The organism is Lysinibacillus sp. NPDC093197, from assembly GCF_044754025.1.
Taxonomy (GTDB): domain Bacteria; phylum Bacillota; class Bacilli; order Bacillales_A; family Planococcaceae; genus Lysinibacillus.
Genome location: NZ_JBIVOH010000001.1, coordinates 214,474 through 234,193 on the forward strand (window position 1 = coordinate 214,474; position 19,720 = coordinate 234,193).

Here is a 19,720-nt window from a genome sequence, read left to right on the forward strand (position 1 = left end):
TTAAATCATTTGTAATGTCGCTTCTCCAAATCCAACTACTTTTCCTGGAGCTTTTTCCGCATATAGTTCTAAATCAACGAATTGTTTAGCTTCGTTTTCATAAATTTTTTTGACAATGGCAGAACATGTAATTTCATCACCAGGTCTTGTCATCGCACCAAAGCGCATTTTAAAATTAGTCGGTGCAGCTGAAGTACCTGCTAGGTCCATCATGTACTGACCAAGAAAGCCCATTACAAGCATGCCATGTGCAATAACACCCGGCATCCCAATACTTTGCGCAAATGCATCATCTGTATGTAACGGATTGAAATCCCCTGATGCACCGGCATATTTCACAAGCTGTACCTTTGTAACAGCAGGCTTCAAAAGTGGTTCGAGCTTTTGTCCTTCATGTAAATTTTTAAATTGAAGCATGTTTTTTCCCCCTTTAGTGATGGATTAAAAGTTGAACGAAGACATCTGTATCTTCGTTCAACAGCTTATTTACGCTTTGCTACTCGCTACAGCACGATAAATGATATTTGTACGACTAATTACAACTAGTTCGCCTTCTTCATCCTTCATTTCTGTATCCATTACTAAAAACTGCATTGGCCCATTTTTTCCTTCTTTTTCATATACGTCAGTCACTTTCATTTGACAGTGCAAACGATCACCTGGGCGAATTGGACGATGATAAATGAACTCTTGCTCTCCATGCAGCATGCGACTAAAATCTAACGGCAAATTAATTCCTTGCCCACTGTCAGCTCCTATCGCGACCGGAAAGCTTGGTGGTGCAATGATGCTGCCATAAATAGTTGATTTTGCATATTCTTCATCCACATATAATGGATTAGGATCACCAATTGCTTCGGCAAATTGGCGAATGTGCCTTTTTTCTACTTCAAAAACGTATTGTGGTCCTGTTAAACCAATTAAGCTTTGATCTAGCTCCATATCCTTACCCCCTGACTACTGACTTTTCTAACACATCTTTCTGCACGACGATCATTGCATCTGCTGCTTTTACGCCGTCTTCATAGACGATTAAAGGATTAATATCTAATTCTTCTATTATCTCTTCATTTTCAGTGACAAGCTTCGATACCTTCAGTAACACGTCAATGATGGCTTCAATATCGCCATGCGCTTTTCCACGTGCCCCTGTCAGAAGCGCTTTGCCTTTTACTTCTTCAATCATTTCAACGGCATCAGCCCTTGTTAGTGGCGCCACTCTAAATGAAATATCTTTAAATACTTCAACAAAAATACCGCCTAAGCCAAACATGACTACTGGACCGAAATTCGGATCCTTTGTTGCGCCGATAATGACCTCTGTTCCTTCAGGAAGCATTTCCTGAACAGAAATACCGTTGATTTGAGCATCTGCTTTGTATTTTCTTGCATTGTGATAAATTTCGGTAAACGCTTTCATTACATCGTTCGCTGATTGAACATTTAGTCGAATTGCATCTGCCTCGGTTTTATGTGGAATATCCGCTGAATCGACTTTTAACACGACTGGGTAACCAATCCTATTCGCAAACTGAACAGCTTCATCAGCCGTCGTAGCGACAGTACGTTTTGTTGTTGGAATCCCGTAAAGATCTAAAATGTCAGTTGCTTGGGCTTCACTTAATGTCGAACCAGTTACATGTGACATGTCTATTCGTTTCTTAGCGGAATCCTCTTCTTGGACCGTTGCTTGTTGATGTTTCCTATAACTTTCGCTATATTCTACAAGCTTTGCTAAGCCTTTGATTGGATTTAAATTACCTGGAATGACAGGAATGCCATTTTTCTCAAGTTCATCCTTTCCTTTAGGGACAGACATGCCTTCTAATGGGAATGTCGTAATAAAGACGAATTTATCTGAGTTTTTACATATATCGATAAACTCCTGTAAGTATGGATTATCTGCTTCCCAGTACAACGGAAATTCAGTTAAGATAATATTATGAACTTCTGGATCAGCTACAAGTGCTCGAAGTGGCGCTATATATAATTCTGGATTCGTTACTGAAGCGGCAGCTGTTAAGTCAATTGGGTTGATTGCACTTGCGTAAGATGGAACATGCTTTTTAATTTCTGCCTTTGTCTTTTCACTTAGCGCAATAATATTTAACCCTAGCCCTTCGCATCGATCTGCTTCGTTAATACCTCGTCCACCCGAACTTGTAATTAACACTGTATTTTTCCCTTGTGGTAGTCTATTAGATAAAAATAACTTTGAAAACGTAATAATATCTTCATAATCATCGACTCTAACGATACCGCTCTGCCTGAAAAATGCATCGTAAACTAAATCTGATCCCGCAAGCGAGCCTGTATGTGAAGCAGCTGCTCTGCTGCCGGCTGAACTTTTGCCTGTTTTCATCAATGCAATTGGCTTGTTACGATTAAGTGCTTCCTTTGCTAAACGTCGAAGCTTCTTAGTATCTTTAGCCCCTTCTAAATAGCCTGTAATGACTTTTGTTTTTGGATCATGAATCATGTATTCTACTACATCTGAAAATTCTGTTTCCATTTCATTTCCAACACTTGCAAAATAATTAAAACTTAAACCATTTTGCGCTGCAGCCATATACGTTAATACACCAAATGCGCCACTTTGCGAAACGTAGCCCACAGCTTTTTCTTCATGTAATGGTACTGCCAAAATAGCTGGTGAAAACGTGCCAATCATTCCATTCGTTGTATTAACTAACCCAACACAGTTTGGACCTATGATTCGGATGCCATTTTCCTTTGCGATGTTAGCTAACTCCTGTTGTAACAGTACACCCTCTTCCCCAGTTTCAGAGAATCCAGATGCGAAAATAATTGCTGCTTTTATATTCTTCTTCGCACATGCCTTAAGATTGTCCAGAATTTGTTCCGCACCGACACAAAATATTGCTAAATCTATATCCCCTGGGACAGCTGTGATTGAAGGATAGCAAGTTAGGCCCTCTATTTCACTAGCTTTCGGATTAATAGGATAAATGTCTCCAGCAAAACCGCCGTCTATAAGCGCTTTCAATTGAATGTATCCAATTTTATATGGATTTGTGGAAGCACCAAGTACTGCAACAGACTTTGGATTAAACAATGGTTCTAGCGATTCATAAGCTTTCAATTCTTTATTCATTATTTCACCTCGGTTTCCAATAATAGAAAAACAATTGATTATGTTGTCTATTGTAACGAACCCATTTTAAATATTCTGAAAATAAATACATGTAAAATGATTTAATTATTAGGGAGTAAAAAAAAGAAAAACATGTGAAAAACGTAGTTATAGCAAGGGTTTAAAAATTTGTGTTTTATTTCGTGTACACACTACTCACGACATCTACGCACGATAACCTCGACTTATGGGAAGGATAAAAGCTAAAAAACGAAATATACGCCATTTAAATGATTAGCAATGTACAAGATAAAAGCCGTAGAAATGGTGAAAGGAGCAAAAATGAAAATAGCAGATAGGTGGCGACAAATAAAAAAACTGCCCTTTTATATCGTATTTGCTCGATATATGAAGGCAGTTATAAATATTCTTTTAAATAAACTTTTGCAACCAGCGACTTATATTAGTTTGGATTTTGACGGAGGGGGTTTTAACCCCTCTTTCTATATTACTAATATAAGAAGGTGAAATTTCAAGTTCTTCTGAAACTTGTAAAAGAGACAAATTAAATTGCTTGCGTATCGCTCTTAATTGATTACCAATTGTGGCTCCTTTCGCTTTATGTTGGGCACTGTCTTGGAAATCTAGTGCATAATGAGTTGTACTTTTTGTTTTTTCAATAGACCGATATTGTTCTTTTATAATTTCAGGTGGTTCAACAAGAATGGTTGCATCTAACCATAACCGAACCCAGCCTTTATTATTAGCAATTGTTTCATCCCATTTATGATAATGCCAAGCAGATAGTACGCCATCTTCCAGCAATTGATCCAATGCTTTTTCTAAGCGGTCTCTCGTACGGGATGGTGTGCGTTCATTTACATTTTCTCCAATTGCCTCTAGTAAAGTTCGAATTTTATTTGGCTGCAAGAAATCGCCCTTTCTTGCTTGTGTTCGCCATCGCCAACTAAAATATCTCGCTAATCGTTTTTCCCATTTTTGACTGTACGGATTGTAATGAAGCGTTTGAATAGGTAAAAGGGCAATTTGCCGTCCAGATCCATACAAATACTTTGTAAAAACTTTATCAACTGTAAATGTAAATGTTTTTTGATTATCTAATTGTGCGATATCATATTCTTTCCGATTATGATCGACAAAAAGGAATGTCCGTCCTTGGAGCTGCGTTTGAACAGCTTTTCCTTTTTCATAGACCGTTGCTTTATTTAATTCGAGCCATAAGCTCTGAATTTTTGTAAGCGATTGCAAAACTTTGTCCTTTTGTTGCTGCTCATAACCGCCTCTTCTCCCTTCACCACCTAACTTTGGTTTCAAGCCGCGAATCATCAATAAATCAGTAAAGTGTATTTCAATGATATCTTCTGTATACCGTGCTTTTGATAAAAAAATACTACATAATGCATCAAACATATCTACGTCTAAATCTGTTAAGTTTTGCGCTTGATTATGTGCTTTCTCTATCAACAATTGTGTAGCGAAGGAGTGCTCAGTAGTGTGATATGGACGTATTTGAATAATTCCTTCTAAATTACCTTTATATAAAGGTGTTGTGGGCCATGGTGTAGTTTCGATGTTTTGAAAACTATTTTTATAAAGTGCTTCCCTCACATATTGATAAGGGGCATTATTCATGACATGTAGATGATGTTCTACGCCTAATGTAAAAGCGATAGTTTTACTAAGAGGCTGGGAATCCTGATTCTTAGATGCAGTTATTTGCAACATAGATTCAATTTCTTCTACTGTTAAAACTGCTAGCTTCATTGATGCAATAATGTTATGAAACCATTCTGTCATATAGTTATTCACTATGTTTGTATATTTTGAAATAAACGTATCATTTGATGACAGGTTTTTCGTCATTTGTTGATAAAATACTTCATTTAATTCCTCATTGCTCATCTGATCCATCATTTCATAACCAATTAAACTTTCTAGCTCCTCAAGTACCCATTCTGTTAAATAGACTTGAAACCAAGAGCAAAACTCTTCCCATGCAGTATCTTCTCCAAGAAACGTGTTTGCTTTGATAATATGCTCCATACGAAGGACATATTTTTCAAGCTGAAGTGCATTACGATGTGTTGATTTTCGCTTCTGTGATTCGTTTAGTTGGTCCTCGTATTTTTGCAGTAAAAATGAAACGATGTTTTTTGCTATTTCAATAATTACGCGATTTCTTGAAGAAATTCGTAAATTCATGAATAATTGTTCGCTCTCTTTATAGGTACGATCCCAAATAACAAAAGAATTGGAGATTACATTTTTAGTCAATGTAATAGCTTTGGTCGTGTTATCATTGCTGGCAATTTTCTGTTGTTCATAAATACAAAGTACATAATAGTTATCAATTTTATTGAATAAATTTCTATTCATTTTCGTTCTATTAATTTCATTTCGAAGCATTTCTAATTGGTTAAAGGCAACATTCTCGTAATCATTTTTATTTATCATGAATACCTCCTTGAAAAAAATACGAACAGTATGACTTTTAACTTGTACTATATGTTTATACTTGTAATTTTATCACCAGTTAACAGAATATTCTATATTTATCTTTTTGATAGTGTTTATTTATATGGCATCTACTTTAAAAGAAAACACTTCTGCAGTTGATTTCCGCTACAGGCTAGCGCTTTCCGCGGGCACATACGTAAGCCACAACCCTCGCTAACGCGCGGTCTGTTGCGTCTTACGTTTTGTGCTTTCCCGCAGGAGTCGCTAGCCTTTCGCTTTAATCAACTTAATAGGCAATGAAAAATTTGTGGTTATGGATGATGGCAAAGAGACTAATGAGAGAAGAAGTATAAACATGAGATATAATCAAAAAAATAGAAGACGTCTCCTGCAGTTGATTTCCGTTACGGGCTAGCGCTTTCCGCGGGCATAACGTAAGCCACACCCCTCGCTATACGCGCGGTCTGTTGCGTCTTACATTATGTTCTTTCCCGCAGGAGTCGCTAGCCTTTCACTTCAATCAACAGAACACATTGAAAAGAGATTCTAATTTATATCTATTAAATGTTTAAAAAAATGACAAACGGCATCAAGAAATTATACTTGATGCCGTTTGTCTACACTCTGAAACCCTATTTGACTTTTAAATATAATGATTATTCAATCTTGTACTCCTTGTTCCAAACGCACTGCTTTAGTTTTTAAAACGGATGCAAAAATAGCAATTAAACTAACTGCTCCAATCCATACAAGGGCTGATACGGCGTTGTTCCAAGAAAAACCTTTGTCAAAGAAAAAGAGTTCTCGTAAACCTTCAACCATAAACCGCATTGGCAACCATGGGTATATCCAATTTTGATAAAAAGAAGACATCATTTCAGGAGCTAATGCAAGCAGTGGTCCACCAAAGAATAGCATTAGTGCAAAAATAGCTATTCCTCGAATGCCAAGCCATGAAATTACGGCTGTTATTAATAAGAAAAAACTAAAGGAGGTAATAGTTAAAAATAAGGAAGTATCCATATATGAAGGAATTTCGATTCCTACCATACCGTCTACTATCCATGTAAGTCCGAAACCTACAACGAAAGCTACCATCGCCCCAATAATAATTTGACCTATCATTACAGAAAGCTTTTCTTTACGTGTAGTAATAGCTATTTTACTGATTGCAAGATAGACGATGGCTGCACTTACCATAATAGCCATCCATAATGGTTGAAACAAAGAAATAGGCGCATTGCCGTTTGCACTATGGTCTCCCGTTGCATTTACATTCGTAATGGTTTTTGAAATGGGTGTGACTAAATTCGAAGCCTGCTCTACCGTTAAAGTTCCTCCATGTGATGAAAATCCTGCAAAGAGTTGTGTACGTACATTATTGTTGATATTATCAACTACCCCATTTACAACTTGCCCTGCTATCGTTGAAGCTGCCATATTCATACCTTGATTAATATATATATGAACTTCGGGTAAAGTAGGTTCTGCAGTTTGTAAAGATGCTTGTTTGACACTAAAATCTTTCGGAAATACAAGCGCTGCATAGTATTTTTGTTCATCTAATCCCTTTTGAACATCTTCATTACTTTTTACAATAACCCACTTAACTGCAGGTTCTTCATCTTTCCCCGCTTCTACTGAATTTTGAATCATTTCAATAATGCTTTCACCTAAATTTACATGTGGTTGATTCGGAATATCAACCCCTTGGTCTTCATTGACAATCGCTATCGGTAAATTTTTTGGTTTTGCTTGCACTGATGGAAATAAAGTGAGCGAAAAAACAAAAATAACGACTAATGCAAGAATGGGCGCAAACCAAACCAATTTATTTTTGAACATTTCATTACCTCTCCTCTTTTGAGTTATAATAATGAACAACCTGTTGTTTATTACAACTTGAATTATAAGTGCGACATCTTATGCATTCAATGATCAAAAATGGTCTTGATGTCGTTTACAGAACACATTCCAGCAATATGTCGGATAAAATTTAGGAGGAGTGAATGTGAAAGAAAATTACAATGATTTACGTGTAGTTCGTACAATTGAGTCCATTAAAGATGCATTTGTAGCATTAATTGAAGAAAAAGGCTTTGAGTCGATTACAGTTAAGGACATTACAACAAAAGCCAAAATTAATAGAGGAACATTTTACGCACATTATCAAGATAAGTACGATTTAATGAATCGCTACCAAGAAGAATTTATGCTAGAAATATCAAATATCGCAAAGCAAAATATAGCAAAATTAATGGCAAGCTTAAATGCGAAAAATTCAAGCTTACAACCACTTGAAATTGCCGTATTAATTTTTGAATTTTTGGATCGCAATAGAAAATTTATGAAGGCGATTTTAGGCCCCAATGGAGATTTATCTTTTCAAACAAAATTAAAAAACTTTATGTGGAAAACGTTATTTGAAAGTACTGACAATCCAATAAAGCCCGCCAAATTACTAGTTCCAGGAGAATACTTAGTTTCTTATATCGCTTCAGCACATATCGGCGTTATTCAACAATGGTTGCTGGAAGATCGAAAAGAAACACCACAAGAAATGGCTCAAATATTATCCACCATTACGCTCAATGGTCCTTTTTTTGCAGCAGGCTTGAAAGAATAAAACGAAAAGAGACATTCCCTCAAATTGATAGGCAATGTCTCATCGTTTTAAAATAATTCCATTTAGTTTTTAAATGTTGCAATGACTTCGATTTCTACGAGGACATCTTTTGGAAGTCGACTTACCTCTACAGTGGATCTCGCAGGACGATGATTTCCCAAATGTCTGCTATATTCCTCGTTTACAAGTGAAAATTGTTGCATGTCTTTTAAAAAAATTGTCGTTTTAACAATATTCTTTATAGAAAGATGCTGAGATTCTAAAATAGCTGCTATATTTTTCATAACTTGATTTGTTTGTGTTATAATCTCGCTTTCTACTACGTCATTAGATGTTGGATCAACAGGAATTTGTCCTGATAAAAATAATAACTCTCCTACAATTACCCCTTGAGAATAGGGTCCAATCGCTTTCGGTGCCATGTCCGTATAAATGATTTGTGTCATTTGCTAATCCATCCTTATTCTAATTGTTTATTGTTACAAGTCATACGCATTAAGTGCATTCACACTATGAGCAAGCGCTGATCCTGCTTTTAACGCTGTAGCAACAAAAATAGCTTCTGCTAATTCTTCTCGGGAAACTTCTAACTTCTTCGCATTTTTGACGTGAATTTCAATACAATATGCACAACCAGTTATATGGGCAATCGCAACAGCGATTAACTCTTTGTCTTTCTTACTTAAAAGTCCTGGCTTCAATGCTTCTAAATCAAACTTATTAAATGCACGAAAAGCTTCAGGGCTTAATTGATTCAGTTCTTTAAAGCGAGCAAGATTTGATTTTTGATATAAATCTTCATTATTCTCTCCATCATATGCCTGTAATGCATTTAAGCTATGCGCTATAGCAGAGCCAGCTTTTAAAGCAGTGGCCACCATTATCGCTTCTGCTATTTCTTCTTTAGAAATTTCTAATCTTTTTGCATTCGTAACATGAGCATCGATGCAATAAGGACAACCAGTGACATGCGCAGCTGCAATCGCAATTAACTCCTTCGTTTTTTTAGGAATTATGCCATCAGAAAGCGCTAATTTATCGAATTCAGCAAATGCTTTAAATGTCTCAGGTGTTAGTTTTGCAAGCTCAGGTAATCTACGAATAGATGATTTTTGGTATAGACTATTATTCTCCATTAGAAATGCCTCCGTTTATCTTTTAATTTATAAATAATATTCATAATTTTCTGAAAATAATACTTATGAAATACTTTCTACTGCACTTTCGTTGGAAGATTCATCATTCATAACGATTCCCTTTCTCGTAAACGCGCTAACTGTTAAACTTACAAATATATTAACACCTAATGCAAGGAAACCGATGTTGATGTCTTGCAAATAGGATGGCCAACTTGGGAACAGTTTACTTAAATTTGTGCCAGTAGCAGCCTGCCAACCAACTATCGCCACACCAACTATAATCCCTGCAAATACGCCTTGTACTGTGAATGGATTTTTCTTAAAAAAGCTAAAAACAACGGCAGGTGCAAATTGCGTAACGAGACCATAACCCATTAAGAATAATAATGTAATAGCTCCTCCACCACTAAACGTAAAATACAATGCAATCAATGCCACCACAGGAACTGTATAACGTGCAATGATTCCAATTTGCTGATCCGTAGTTTGAGGTCGAAGCGGTTTTAAAATATTTTTTGCAAAGAGTGTTGCTGCAGACATTAAGATTAATGAACCTGGCACAATGGCAGTTAACAGCCCTGCTGCACCAATAAAGCCAACAATAACTGGATTAAATGTTTGTGTGGAAATTTTAAATAATGCTAAATCTACATTCCCACCTGAAAGATTTGGAACTTGTAAAATAGCTGCTGCTCCCGCAAAAAGAACAAATAAGATAAATAAAGCATAAATAGGGAGCATAATCGCATTTTTCCTTAAGGCATTCCCGCTCTTCGCTGAAAATGTAGCAACAAATGTATGTGGCCACATATAAAACCCTAATGAAGTCAACATCATCGTTGATACATACCATGATGCACTCAAACCTGAGTCTGGCAGTGATAAAAACCCTGGATTAGCAACCTCTATTGCCTCCCACATTGGTTGAATGCCCCCATAATAATGGAAAGGTAAATAAATCCCTAAAAATAACACTACACCAAGAATAAGAAAATCTTTAATAACCGCTGTCCAAGCTGAGCCATGAATGCCGGAAACCATTACATAGACAATCATAGCAATTGTGCCAATCCAAATCGTAATTTTCGGATCAATTGCACCATAGGAAGCTTCAGAAACAATAATGCCTAGACCTTTTAGTTGGATAATTAAATAAGGGATTAAAGCCGCTAACCCTACAACAGCTACAAGCATGCCAAGCGCTTTACTTTTATAGGCTTTTTCAAAAAAGTCAGATTGCGATAGTAATTTATGTTTCTTTCCATAACCCCATATTTTAGGTGTTAACCAATATGCAATAACATAGTTGAGCATCATAATATTGTAAAATGCAGCGCCGCCTTTTCCGTACATCCAGCCACTAATACCTAAAAATGCACTAGTTGTATATATTTCGCCGGCCATTAATAGAAAAATGAAAATTGAGCCAAATCCTCTGCCACCAACGCTCCATTGCTCTAGGCTCATATCTTTTCCTCTACTCGCTATAACACCTAAAAGTAAAGCAACACATAAGAAAAATGCAATGATTCCTACTGAAATAATCATATTATTCTAACTCCTCTCTAGCATTAGGGTTTAATCGGTGCACTATTAGCATTAAGCCTGTCCCTAACAAAATCCATAAAACCATCCAGAATAACAGAAATGGAAGACCTAGAACGTAAGGTTCGGAACTTCTAATAAAGGGGATTCCTAAAGGCATTCCAAAATATGCAATGAACGATAGTAAGTAACAAAGTCTTTTTCGTGTCATTTTTCTATCTCCTTTTATTCAATCAATTTTTGAATGTAGCTTAATGTCTTACTAACTGCGCAAAACCGTTCTCAACAAATAAACTTTTAATATCTCTTTTGTCAGGAGTAAATTCTATTTGATTTTCATTATCTAAAAAATTGATTGTGTATTGAACAGTAGCCGCTACACCAAGCTTTAATGCATCTTCATCGATATCAAAATAAACATTATGATGTTCTGCCCCTATTCCTTTTTCTATATTTTGTATCCCAACGAATGCAAAGACACCAGGAAAATACTTTTCGTAAAAGGCAAATGATTCGGAAGCCATCCACGCTGGTGTGGAATGTAAAGCATTTACCCCAACTGCACCTTCTACTGCAGCTATGGCTAGTTGAGCACAATCTTTTTGGTTGCTGACAATTAAATCACATTCCTTAGGCTCTGTAATAAATTCAAAAGTACAATGATGTAATTCACAAACCTTTTCTAGTATTCTCTTAAATTCATTTGCAGCATGAGCACCTTGTTCAAAATCTAAATATCTTGCAGTGCCTGAAAACTGTAAACTTTCTGGGATAATATTTATTGCAGTGCCCGAATTAATTGTTCCGATTGAATAAGTAATCGTTTTGTACGGATCTAAAGAGCTTAATCGCATCGCTTTCAAATTACTATAAAAGTCTGTAAAACAATCTAATGGCGCAACTGATAAATCTGGTCGTGAGCCATGACCACTTTTTCCTTTTATGACAACATTAAAACTAAACGAAGCTGCCATTCTCGGCCCTGCTTCAACAGATATCTTTCCTGTCGGCATATCAGATTTTAAATGGATGCCCCAAACACCGTCTGCCCCAATTTCGCATAATCGCTTTAAAAGGTTAAAAATGCCTCCGCCCATTTCTTCCCCTTGCTCAAAAGCGAGTAGCACTCTACCTTTCACTTTGTCTTTATGTTGACTTAAGATTTTCGCAGCACCTAATAGCATGGCGGTATGTCCATCATGACCACAAGTATGAGCAGCTTCATCGGTATTAGAAACGACTACTTTTTTCATTTTTAAATTAGTAGCTTCCTCTTTCATCGGTAGTGCATCTAAATCTGCCCTAAGTATTAAAGTTTTTCCAGCTTGATTTCCATCGATAAAGCCAATAATGCCACCGTCAGGGACAATCTCATAATCAATCCCAAGTTTGCTTAACTCTTCTGTTACTACTTTGATTGTTCTTACTTCGTGTAAACCAATCTCGGGGTGTCTATGAAGATCTCGTCTTATTCCAATTACATAGTCCTCTATTTCTTGTGCCCATTTTAACGTTTCAAGTTCATAGGAAGTTTTCATAATTATTCTCACCTTTCTAATTAAGTGTTTGTTTCGATATCCTGAAATTCCTTAGCAATTCTTTCAAGTGCTTCTTTAATAAGTGGTCTCGGTGATGGAATGCAAATTCGTTGGAATCCATCACCTTCTTTTCCAAACAAGTCTCCATCTTCAAGCAGTACATTCGCTTTGTTATAAATTCGATGATGAACTTCTTTTGCTGAAAGACCGTATCCGTTAAAGTCCATCCACATAACGTAAGTTCCTTCAGGTATAGTGACTTTCACCGTTGGCAGTTTTTCAGCTAGAAAACTTTTCACATAGATCATTGTGTCGTCAATATATTCGGTTAATTGTTCCAACCACTCCTCCCCTTCATTGTAAACAGCTATAAGAGCAGCAATTGTAAATGGAGATGGTAACTGCATGCCCATTTTTTCGCTAAAGGTCTTTCGAATTTCAGGATTTGAAATAATTACATTCGTACAATGTAGACCAGCGACATTAAACGTTTTGTTGATGGCCGTGCAAGTAATAATATGGTCTGTATTACTTGCAATTTTAGCTAATGGTGTAAAGGTTTGATTTTTTCTAATCAAGTCTCCATGTATTTCATCCGCAACAATGATGACATTGTTTTCTTCACAAATATGTGAAAGCCTTTTCAATTCTTCATTCGTAAAAATTCTACCTGTCGGGTTATGTGGATTACAAAGAACAAACATTTTAGTGTTCTCTTCTTGAGCTTTCGCTTCAAAATCTTCAAAATCAATGGTGTAATTGCCATCACTGTTTCGAATCAATGCATTATTACGAACAACCCTGCCATTCCCTTCAATAGCAGCTGTGAATGGTGGGTAAACAGGACGTTGGATTATGATACCTTCACCGCGCTTAGTTAATGCTCTTACCGCGATATTTAATGCGTGAACAGTTCCAGGACTGAAAACAATTTCATCTTTTTCAATCGTCCAATTATGTCTTTTTTTAAACCAATGCTGTATCGCTTCATAATACTCGTTTGGAAAAATAGAGTATCCAAAAATACGATGATCGACGGTTTTATGAAGCGCCTCTATCAATGGTTGAGGTACTGGTAAATCCATATCAGCTGTAAACAGTGGAATCGTTTCATGATCATATCTCTCTGTATAACCAATTTGTTTGATTAACTCCTCACCGTCCCACTTTAAGGAATACGTATTTCGGCGCTGAACCACTTCATCAAAATTGTATTGCATACTTTCTCCCCCCTCTAACAATTCACAAATAATTCTGTTTAAATACATTTTTTTAAACGTTTAAAATTAATTTTTCTCAGTTTAGCACCTTAACTGTAAAATGGTCAATATAAAAATTCAGATTTTTTTAAAAATTATTTGTTTTGCAAGTAACTTTCATTATAAGATTTTCTAATATGTTAGAATAAAATAATAATCCTCTATAAATTATTGAAAGGAGGCTGGGTGATGGATAAGGAGAAAGTTTTTTATGAACTAATGGAAACGCTTTACGAGACATCTAGGCTGATTAGTTCATACGAAAATATCCCAAGAAAATATGGTACTGATGATGAGCTTTACATGATAGAAGTACATACTCTGAACTTAATTGGCGATAAAGTAAAAACAAATACTTCTGAAATTGCGGAAATAACGAATCGCACAAAAAGTGCTGTTTCTCAAATGGTCGATAAACTTATCAAAAAGGATTTAGCAATTAAATATAGAAATCCTAACAATTATCGAGAATTGACTATCGAATTAACATCAAAAGGAAAGTTAGTGTATGAATATCATAAAAAGCTCGATGAAGAAGAGTACGGAAGCCATTTGAAGAATCTTGAGCAATTTACAGTGGAAGATTTTCAGAACTATATTACAATATTAAACGTAATTAATCGAAGGACACGAAATGTGCTTAATGATAGGGATTAATACAATGAAGCGTATAGTACGATTTCAGACTAAAATGTGCATTTTTTTGACTTTTTCATAACAAAAAGAGCCATCGTAAATACGATGGCTCTTTAATTTTTTAGTTTAACTAATGTTAAAATACATTTTCAACCCTTATGGTAAAATATTTGCGTTCTCCCACCATAGAGCTAATTTAGGATTAGCAAGTAAGTAGAAATTATGTTCAGCCAAATCTCCAATACAATAATTCCGCAGTTTCTTTATAAAGTACAGCACCTGATTTTTCTAATACTCTATGAGATGCGATATTATCTTTTTCAGTATCAGCAACAACAAATTTCACATTAGGCTTGCTTAACAACCAGTTTTTCATAGAATTAATCGTTTCTGTCATATAGCCATTTCCTTGATATTCAGGCAACGTGTAATACCCTACTACTACCTCACCATAGTCGTTTGGAAGACCTTTTAACATGATTCCTCCAACACTACAGTTTTGACTTTTCGACACAATTAACCAATTGGTATACCACATATAATTTTCCTTATCACGTACCAACTTAGCATGTCGAATTTCCATCGCTTGTTGAAGTTCCGCATCTAAAAAGCTATCTGATTTCTTTAATGATAATTGAAGTTCCAACTTCTTTGGGTTATCAATGAGTAGTCTTAGACTTTCTGCATTTAGCGCAAGTATTCTTAATCTTTCTGTGTTCAATTCAATCATATTTATTCTCCTATTATCATTTTTGACGTAATTTTAAAGACAAAAATATTAAAATAGGTATATGTTATTGGCAGCTACTCCCATTATGTTTTATCCAAATTAATAGTAGTATTACTTATTGTATTGTTATATTAAATGGTACATAAATAGTAGCATTAATTATAATTATTGTAAATTTGGTATGCGATTAGCTCTAATAATTGGTGACTAAGAGTCACATGCACTATTAGATACAATTAATGAACTTTTCTATTTTTCCAATCCTCTATATGCAATATGTAATGTCGATATATTAGAGCATCTATTTCTATATTTTCTTTAAAAACAAAGCCACATTTTTCAATCACCTTCAAAGAACTTACATTGCGGGGTTGAACGATAGCATTCAGTTGTTCGATATTTGTCTGTTCAAATAAGAAATGTAGTAAACCTTTTACTGCTTTAGTTGTGTAGCCACGATTTCTGAAATGTTTCGACATAGCATAGGCAATTTCTTGATTTGGTTCACTTAGCTCTTCTTTTGGCCCGGTATTGCAAAAACCAATGAATTCCCCAGTTTCCTTTAATATGATTGCTAGTTTCAAATAATTTTGACCATTGATATTAGGAATAGCAGATAAAAATGCTTTATTGGAAGGTATTTCGTCATTTATTATCCAGTTTAATCGTTGTTCTCTCGTAGAACACCAATCTGGCAAAAACTCATATACTTCTGGTTGTGAAGTAAGCTTATAAATTCCATCGACATCTTCACTACTAAACTCTCTCAATAAAATTTCACCACAGTCGATTGTAAATAAATTGTGCATTGTTAAACCTCCATTTATTTCTTAGTTAAATCTTTTTTCAAATAGTAATGCTTAAAGTCTCTACCTACATTATCTAACGTCCCAAATATTTGATAACCGTGCTTTTCATAAAATTCTAACGCTTGAAAACTTAATGTATCTACCTTTATAAAATCGCACTGCTTTGCTAAAGCCATATGCTCGAGTTCTAGTAATAATTTTGTGCCAAATCCCGATTTTCGTATGTCCTCATCTATCATTAACGTGTGAATCTCTAGCCAATTCCAACATACTTCAGCAAGAATACCACCACGAACATTGTCATTTTCATCTTTAAGGAATACATTAATTTCTTCGTAATTGCCTCTTAAATCTACTGGAAAATGCTTTAAATTAAATTTGTAAAGCTCATTATTTACTATTTGTTTAGCTTGATCGTTTAATTCTTTCGTTATATACAAAGACATGATTTATTTCTCCTATCAGCTCATATTGTTAATTCGATTATAAATGACTGACATTCAATGAAAATACCTCATATTCGTTTCATAAAAGAAAATAAGCCATGTGGTAAAAACCACATAGCTTCTTTTTATATGTTTGTTCTTTTTCTTTTTTCCTTTAGGATAATTCGTTGAATACTCTTTAAAGACAAATAATATGTTGCACTTAAAGTCTCCATATCGGTGCCTGAGAGATATTCTTGATAAATATTATTGTTCCTTACATCTAATTCATTCCTTGTAGTAGTGCCAGCCCCCCAACTCTTTTTACTATCTTGTCTTCTCGGGATATAAATATATTCACCATCTACATAGTTTTGAATTAACGCGATTAACTCTGCTGGTAACAGATTATTTGCTTTCTTATAGCTCATGTTTGCACTCCTAAATGTATTATCGTTCGTTTAGGAAGAGCAAAGGCTATTTGATTTTAAAAATTATATGCAATAGCCTTTGCTATGCAAAAATAGTATGCTTTCTCATACGACCAATCCTCCTTTTCCAGAGTATTTATATACAAATTGTACCATGTATTTTTTGGAAAATGTAAATATATTTTTATAATTTTATTATGTAAACTAAAAAAGGATAAAAAAACTAGCCCCTCTTAGGAGCTAGATGTAATTGTTAGCGATTGATTTAAAATGTTAGTTGTAAAGTCTTCCACTGAAAGCGGCTTGCTAAAATAATAGCCTTGGACGAACTCACAGCCATGCTCACGAAGAACGTTTAATTCAGCTTCTTCTTCGACTCCTTCTGCTACTACTTTGAGGTTTAAAGCATGTGCCAATGAAATCATTGCAGAAATCATCGCTATCCCTGTTTTCTCAGGCACAATATCACGCACAAATGCCCGATCTATTTTTAATACGTCCACAGGGAATTTTTTTAAATAATTTAATGATGAATAGCCTGTTCCGAAATCATCTAATGCAATGGTAATGCCTAATGCCCGTAGCTGCTCAATCGTATTTATCAACTCTTCTGTATAATCAAGCATACTCATTTCGGTAATTTCAATTTCTAATGAATGCGGGTCAATTTTTGTTTTTTCAATTACATCGCGTACCATTTCAACAAAACCTGGTGTGCTAATATGGATAGGAGAAATATTGACAGCTACGCGTAAATTTGATTGAAATGTTTCGTTCCATGCACATACTTGCGCACAAGCTTTATGTAATACCCATATACCAATATCATTTATAAGACCACATTCTTCCGCAAATGGGATGAAACGATCTGGTGGCATCTGTCCTAATTCAGAATCATACCAACGAAGCAATGCTTCCATACCTACCACTTGATCTGTTTTTAAATCAATTTTAGGCTGATAATGTAGCTCTAATAAATCCTTTTTTAATGCCTGATGAAGTTTAGTTTCAAGTAATAACCATTTATCATTTGCCTCATCCATATTATGTCGATAAAGCTTATATTGATTACCTCGTGTTGATTTTGCAGCATACATGGCGATATCAGCATTTTTTAATAAATCTTCAATTGAATTAGCATGATCAGGGAAAATGCTAATACCAATACTAATACTCGCATAAAATTCATATGCATCTACGATGAAACTGTCATCGAAAACAGCAATGATTTCTTTTGCCATTTCTTCGATACGTGAAACATCATTTAAGATCATGACGAATTCATCACTGTTATGACGATAAAATGAATTGGATGTGAAGTCTACATTGCGTAATCGATTTGCCATTTCCACTAGGAACATATCGCCTATGATGTGGCCAAGTCCATCGTTAATGTTTTTAAAACGATTCACATCAATGAAAAATAACGCAAACTTATCTCCTGTACGTCGAGATTGATGGAATTCATTTTCTAAACGTTGTTCTAATTTACGACGGTTTGGTAACCCTGTTAATTCATCATGATACGCAATATGTGTAATTTTTTTAATATCCTTTTGTGCGGTAATGTCTACTCTAATGGCAATATATTGATAAGGCTTGTCATTATCATCGAGAAAAGGAATAATTGTTGTTTTCACCCAGTATAGACTACCATCTTTAGCACGGTTGCACACCTCACCATTCCACATGTCACCTTTTCCGATTGTTTTCCACATCTCTCTGAAAAATGATTTGGGATGGAAACCCGAGTTTAATAAACGATGATCTTGTCCAATTAAATCTTCACGCTTATATTTAGAAATTTTACAAAAATGATCATTAACAAAGGTAATTTTTCCTGTCCGATCTGTAATAGCGACTATGATCGAACTGTTCATTGCTGAAAAAATATCTTGTAATTCTTTCAGGCTGTAGTTAACTTGATTAATACTACTAGGCGTGATATTCATCATCTTCATTCTCCGTTCGTTAAAATAAGAGGGTTTAGTACTTATTCTTTATATTACAGTGAGGTATAAAGTTGTGGTAGATGGCCCTTTTTTATGTAATTATATTATAGTCTTAGAAAAGCAGTTAATTCAACCCAAATATACAATCTGCATATATCAAATTTAATAGATTTCTATAAATTAGACAAAAAAGAATGACTTTAAACGCACGTGTTTCACCATTTTTCCATTTTCAATAATTACATTTGTACTACTGTTTAAACTATAGAAATACTATTTACCTTGTTAACGACAAAAGCCTAAATTTATTTATAAGTGAAAATGCCTTACTGTCGCAGCTGGGCAGTAAGGCATTTTACATGTTAAGAGATATCATATGCTATATGACCTCCTACAATTTTCGCTTGTTCATTATAAGCATCAAGTTGCTCTTGTGATAAGTTTAAAATATAGTAGTGAAAATTAATTGGCTCTAACTCGTGTTTGTCACATACTTGTCGGTAAAACTCATAGCCTTGTCGATAGTCTGTCATACGACTAACTTCCTTTCGTGTGCTGCTTCATTAAAATATTTTAATTGTTCTTGCGATAACTTATTAATATAGTAATAAATATTAACTGGCTCTAAATTAAATTGCTCGCATTTTTTACAATATAACTCGTAACCTTCTCTATACTGTGCCATTCCGTTCCCTCTTTTCTTTGTACTATAACAGTTGTTTATTTGTATAAATAATATATAACAGATATGTTTTCAAGTCAATAATAATTCTGAAATTTCTTTTATATCAATAAAAGCCCAGTCTACTAATTTAGTATGGCTGGGCTTTTCATAAACTATTCACATTGGCGTCCGTTTTAACCACATCCTTTGTAGCTAATGTTTTATATTCCAAGTTGTTTCGCTTGCATATTATAAGCGGAAAGCTGTTCTTGCGATAATTGGATAACATAATAACGGAATGAAATTGGCTCTAAACCATAACGTTCACACATTTCACAATAAAACTCATAACCATCACGATATTTCGACATCATAAATTCCTCCTGTACAAACT

At 34.9% G+C, this 19,720-nt stretch carries 21 protein-coding genes; 2 read left to right on the forward strand and 19 right to left on the reverse strand.

The window, feature by feature from the left end:
- The 5 genes from ACIP9G_RS01045 to ACIP9G_RS01065 all read right to left on the reverse strand — a co-directional run bounded on the left by ACIP9G_RS01045 (nucleotide 1) and on the right by ACIP9G_RS01065 (nucleotide 7,417).
- Complete coding sequence (locus ACIP9G_RS01045; protein WP_340824593.1) at nucleotides 1-417, reverse strand: MaoC/PaaZ C-terminal domain-containing protein; 417 nt, start codon at nucleotides 415-417, stop codon at nucleotides 1-3.
- Between the two features lie 69 nt (nucleotides 418-486).
- On the reverse strand, nucleotides 487-942 hold the full coding sequence (locus tag ACIP9G_RS01050; RefSeq protein ID WP_401016724.1) for a MaoC family dehydratase N-terminal domain-containing protein: 456 nt from the start codon (nucleotides 940-942) through the stop codon (nucleotides 487-489).
- A 4-nt stretch (nucleotides 943-946) separates the two neighbouring features.
- Nucleotides 947-3,115: an acetate--CoA ligase family protein gene (locus ACIP9G_RS01055; RefSeq protein WP_401016726.1), complete on the reverse strand. Its 2,169-nt coding sequence runs from the start codon at nucleotides 3,113-3,115 to the stop codon at nucleotides 947-949.
- A 411-nt stretch (nucleotides 3,116-3,526) separates the two neighbouring features.
- Nucleotides 3,527-5,569 carry a helix-turn-helix domain-containing protein gene (locus ACIP9G_RS01060; RefSeq protein WP_340824590.1) on the reverse strand — a complete coding sequence of 681 codons (2,043 nt, stop codon included), beginning with the start codon at nucleotides 5,567-5,569 and terminating at the stop codon, nucleotides 3,527-3,529.
- Nucleotides 5,570-6,232: 663 nt separating this feature from the next.
- Nucleotides 6,233-7,417 (reverse strand): YhgE/Pip domain-containing protein, encoded by a 1,185-nt coding sequence (locus tag ACIP9G_RS01065; RefSeq protein WP_401016728.1) that lies wholly within the window; start codon nucleotides 7,415-7,417, stop codon nucleotides 6,233-6,235.
- A 166-nt stretch (nucleotides 7,418-7,583) separates the two neighbouring features.
- Here ACIP9G_RS01065 and ACIP9G_RS01070 point away from each other — a divergent pair, with 166 nt between their 5' ends.
- A complete protein-coding gene (locus ACIP9G_RS01070) occupies nucleotides 7,584-8,198 on the forward strand; it encodes a TetR/AcrR family transcriptional regulator (RefSeq protein ID WP_401016730.1) in 615 nt (204 codons plus the stop codon).
- 62 nt (nucleotides 8,199-8,260) lie between these two features.
- Here ACIP9G_RS01070 and ACIP9G_RS01075 read toward each other — a convergent pair whose 3' ends face one another.
- From ACIP9G_RS01075 to ACIP9G_RS01100, 6 genes are all read right to left on the reverse strand, one after another.
- Nucleotides 8,261-8,644 (reverse strand): RidA family protein, encoded by a 384-nt coding sequence (locus ACIP9G_RS01075; protein ID WP_401016732.1) that lies wholly within the window; start codon nucleotides 8,642-8,644, stop codon nucleotides 8,261-8,263.
- Nucleotides 8,645-8,677: 33 nt separating this feature from the next.
- A complete protein-coding gene (locus ACIP9G_RS01080) occupies nucleotides 8,678-9,334 on the reverse strand; it encodes a carboxymuconolactone decarboxylase family protein (protein WP_401016734.1) in 657 nt (218 codons plus the stop codon).
- A gap of 63 nt (nucleotides 9,335-9,397) precedes the next feature.
- A complete protein-coding gene (locus ACIP9G_RS01085) occupies nucleotides 9,398-10,885 on the reverse strand; it encodes a sodium:solute symporter family protein (RefSeq protein WP_401016735.1) in 1,488 nt (495 codons plus the stop codon).
- Between the two features lies 1 nt (nucleotide 10,886).
- Nucleotides 10,887-11,093: a DUF3311 domain-containing protein gene (locus tag ACIP9G_RS01090; RefSeq protein WP_340824582.1), complete on the reverse strand. Its 207-nt coding sequence runs from the start codon at nucleotides 11,091-11,093 to the stop codon at nucleotides 10,887-10,889.
- Nucleotides 11,094-11,133: 40 nt separating this feature from the next.
- Nucleotides 11,134-12,420 (reverse strand): amidohydrolase, encoded by a 1,287-nt coding sequence (locus tag ACIP9G_RS01095; protein ID WP_401016736.1) that lies wholly within the window; start codon nucleotides 12,418-12,420, stop codon nucleotides 11,134-11,136.
- Between the two features lie 20 nt (nucleotides 12,421-12,440).
- Nucleotides 12,441-13,640, reverse strand: coding sequence for a MalY/PatB family protein (locus ACIP9G_RS01100; RefSeq protein WP_401016738.1), 1,200 nt, complete (start codon nucleotides 13,638-13,640; stop codon nucleotides 12,441-12,443).
- 228 nt (nucleotides 13,641-13,868) lie between these two features.
- On the opposite strand from ACIP9G_RS01100, the gene ACIP9G_RS01105 reads away from it, so the two are divergent.
- The gene (locus ACIP9G_RS01105; RefSeq protein ID WP_340824578.1) at nucleotides 13,869-14,336 is read left to right on the forward strand and encodes a MarR family winged helix-turn-helix transcriptional regulator; all 468 of its coding nucleotides are present in this window, start codon (nucleotides 13,869-13,871) and stop codon (nucleotides 14,334-14,336) included.
- Nucleotides 14,337-14,541: 205 nt separating this feature from the next.
- On the opposite strand, the gene ACIP9G_RS01110 is transcribed toward ACIP9G_RS01105, so the two are convergent.
- From ACIP9G_RS01110 to ACIP9G_RS01145, 8 genes are all read right to left on the reverse strand, one after another.
- Nucleotides 14,542-15,045 carry a GNAT family N-acetyltransferase gene (locus ACIP9G_RS01110; protein WP_401016741.1) on the reverse strand — a complete coding sequence of 168 codons (504 nt, stop codon included), beginning with the start codon at nucleotides 15,043-15,045 and terminating at the stop codon, nucleotides 14,542-14,544.
- Nucleotides 15,046-15,281: 236 nt separating this feature from the next.
- Nucleotides 15,282-15,854, reverse strand: coding sequence for a GNAT family N-acetyltransferase (locus ACIP9G_RS01115; RefSeq protein WP_401016743.1), 573 nt, complete (start codon nucleotides 15,852-15,854; stop codon nucleotides 15,282-15,284).
- 14 nt (nucleotides 15,855-15,868) lie between these two features.
- Nucleotides 15,869-16,300, reverse strand: coding sequence for a GNAT family N-acetyltransferase (locus tag ACIP9G_RS01120; RefSeq protein ID WP_401016745.1), 432 nt, complete (start codon nucleotides 16,298-16,300; stop codon nucleotides 15,869-15,871).
- A gap of 125 nt (nucleotides 16,301-16,425) precedes the next feature.
- Complete coding sequence (locus ACIP9G_RS01125) at nucleotides 16,426-16,710, reverse strand: CD3324 family protein (RefSeq protein WP_340824573.1); 285 nt, start codon at nucleotides 16,708-16,710, stop codon at nucleotides 16,426-16,428.
- A 233-nt stretch (nucleotides 16,711-16,943) separates the two neighbouring features.
- A complete protein-coding gene (locus ACIP9G_RS01130; protein ID WP_401016747.1) occupies nucleotides 16,944-18,665 on the reverse strand; it encodes a sensor domain-containing protein in 1,722 nt (573 codons plus the stop codon).
- Nucleotides 18,666-19,024: 359 nt separating this feature from the next.
- Nucleotides 19,025-19,195: a transcriptional regulator gene (locus tag ACIP9G_RS01135; protein ID WP_340824569.1), complete on the reverse strand. Its 171-nt coding sequence runs from the start codon at nucleotides 19,193-19,195 to the stop codon at nucleotides 19,025-19,027.
- A complete protein-coding gene (locus ACIP9G_RS01140; RefSeq protein WP_340824568.1) occupies nucleotides 19,192-19,347 on the reverse strand; it encodes a transcriptional regulator in 156 nt (51 codons plus the stop codon). Before ACIP9G_RS01140 ends, ACIP9G_RS01135 begins: the two co-directional genes overlap by 4 nt.
- A 200-nt stretch (nucleotides 19,348-19,547) precedes the next feature.
- The gene (locus ACIP9G_RS01145) at nucleotides 19,548-19,697 is read right to left on the reverse strand and encodes a transcriptional regulator (protein WP_143998710.1); all 150 of its coding nucleotides are present in this window, start codon (nucleotides 19,695-19,697) and stop codon (nucleotides 19,548-19,550) included.
- Nucleotides 19,698-19,720: the final 23 nt, after the last annotated feature.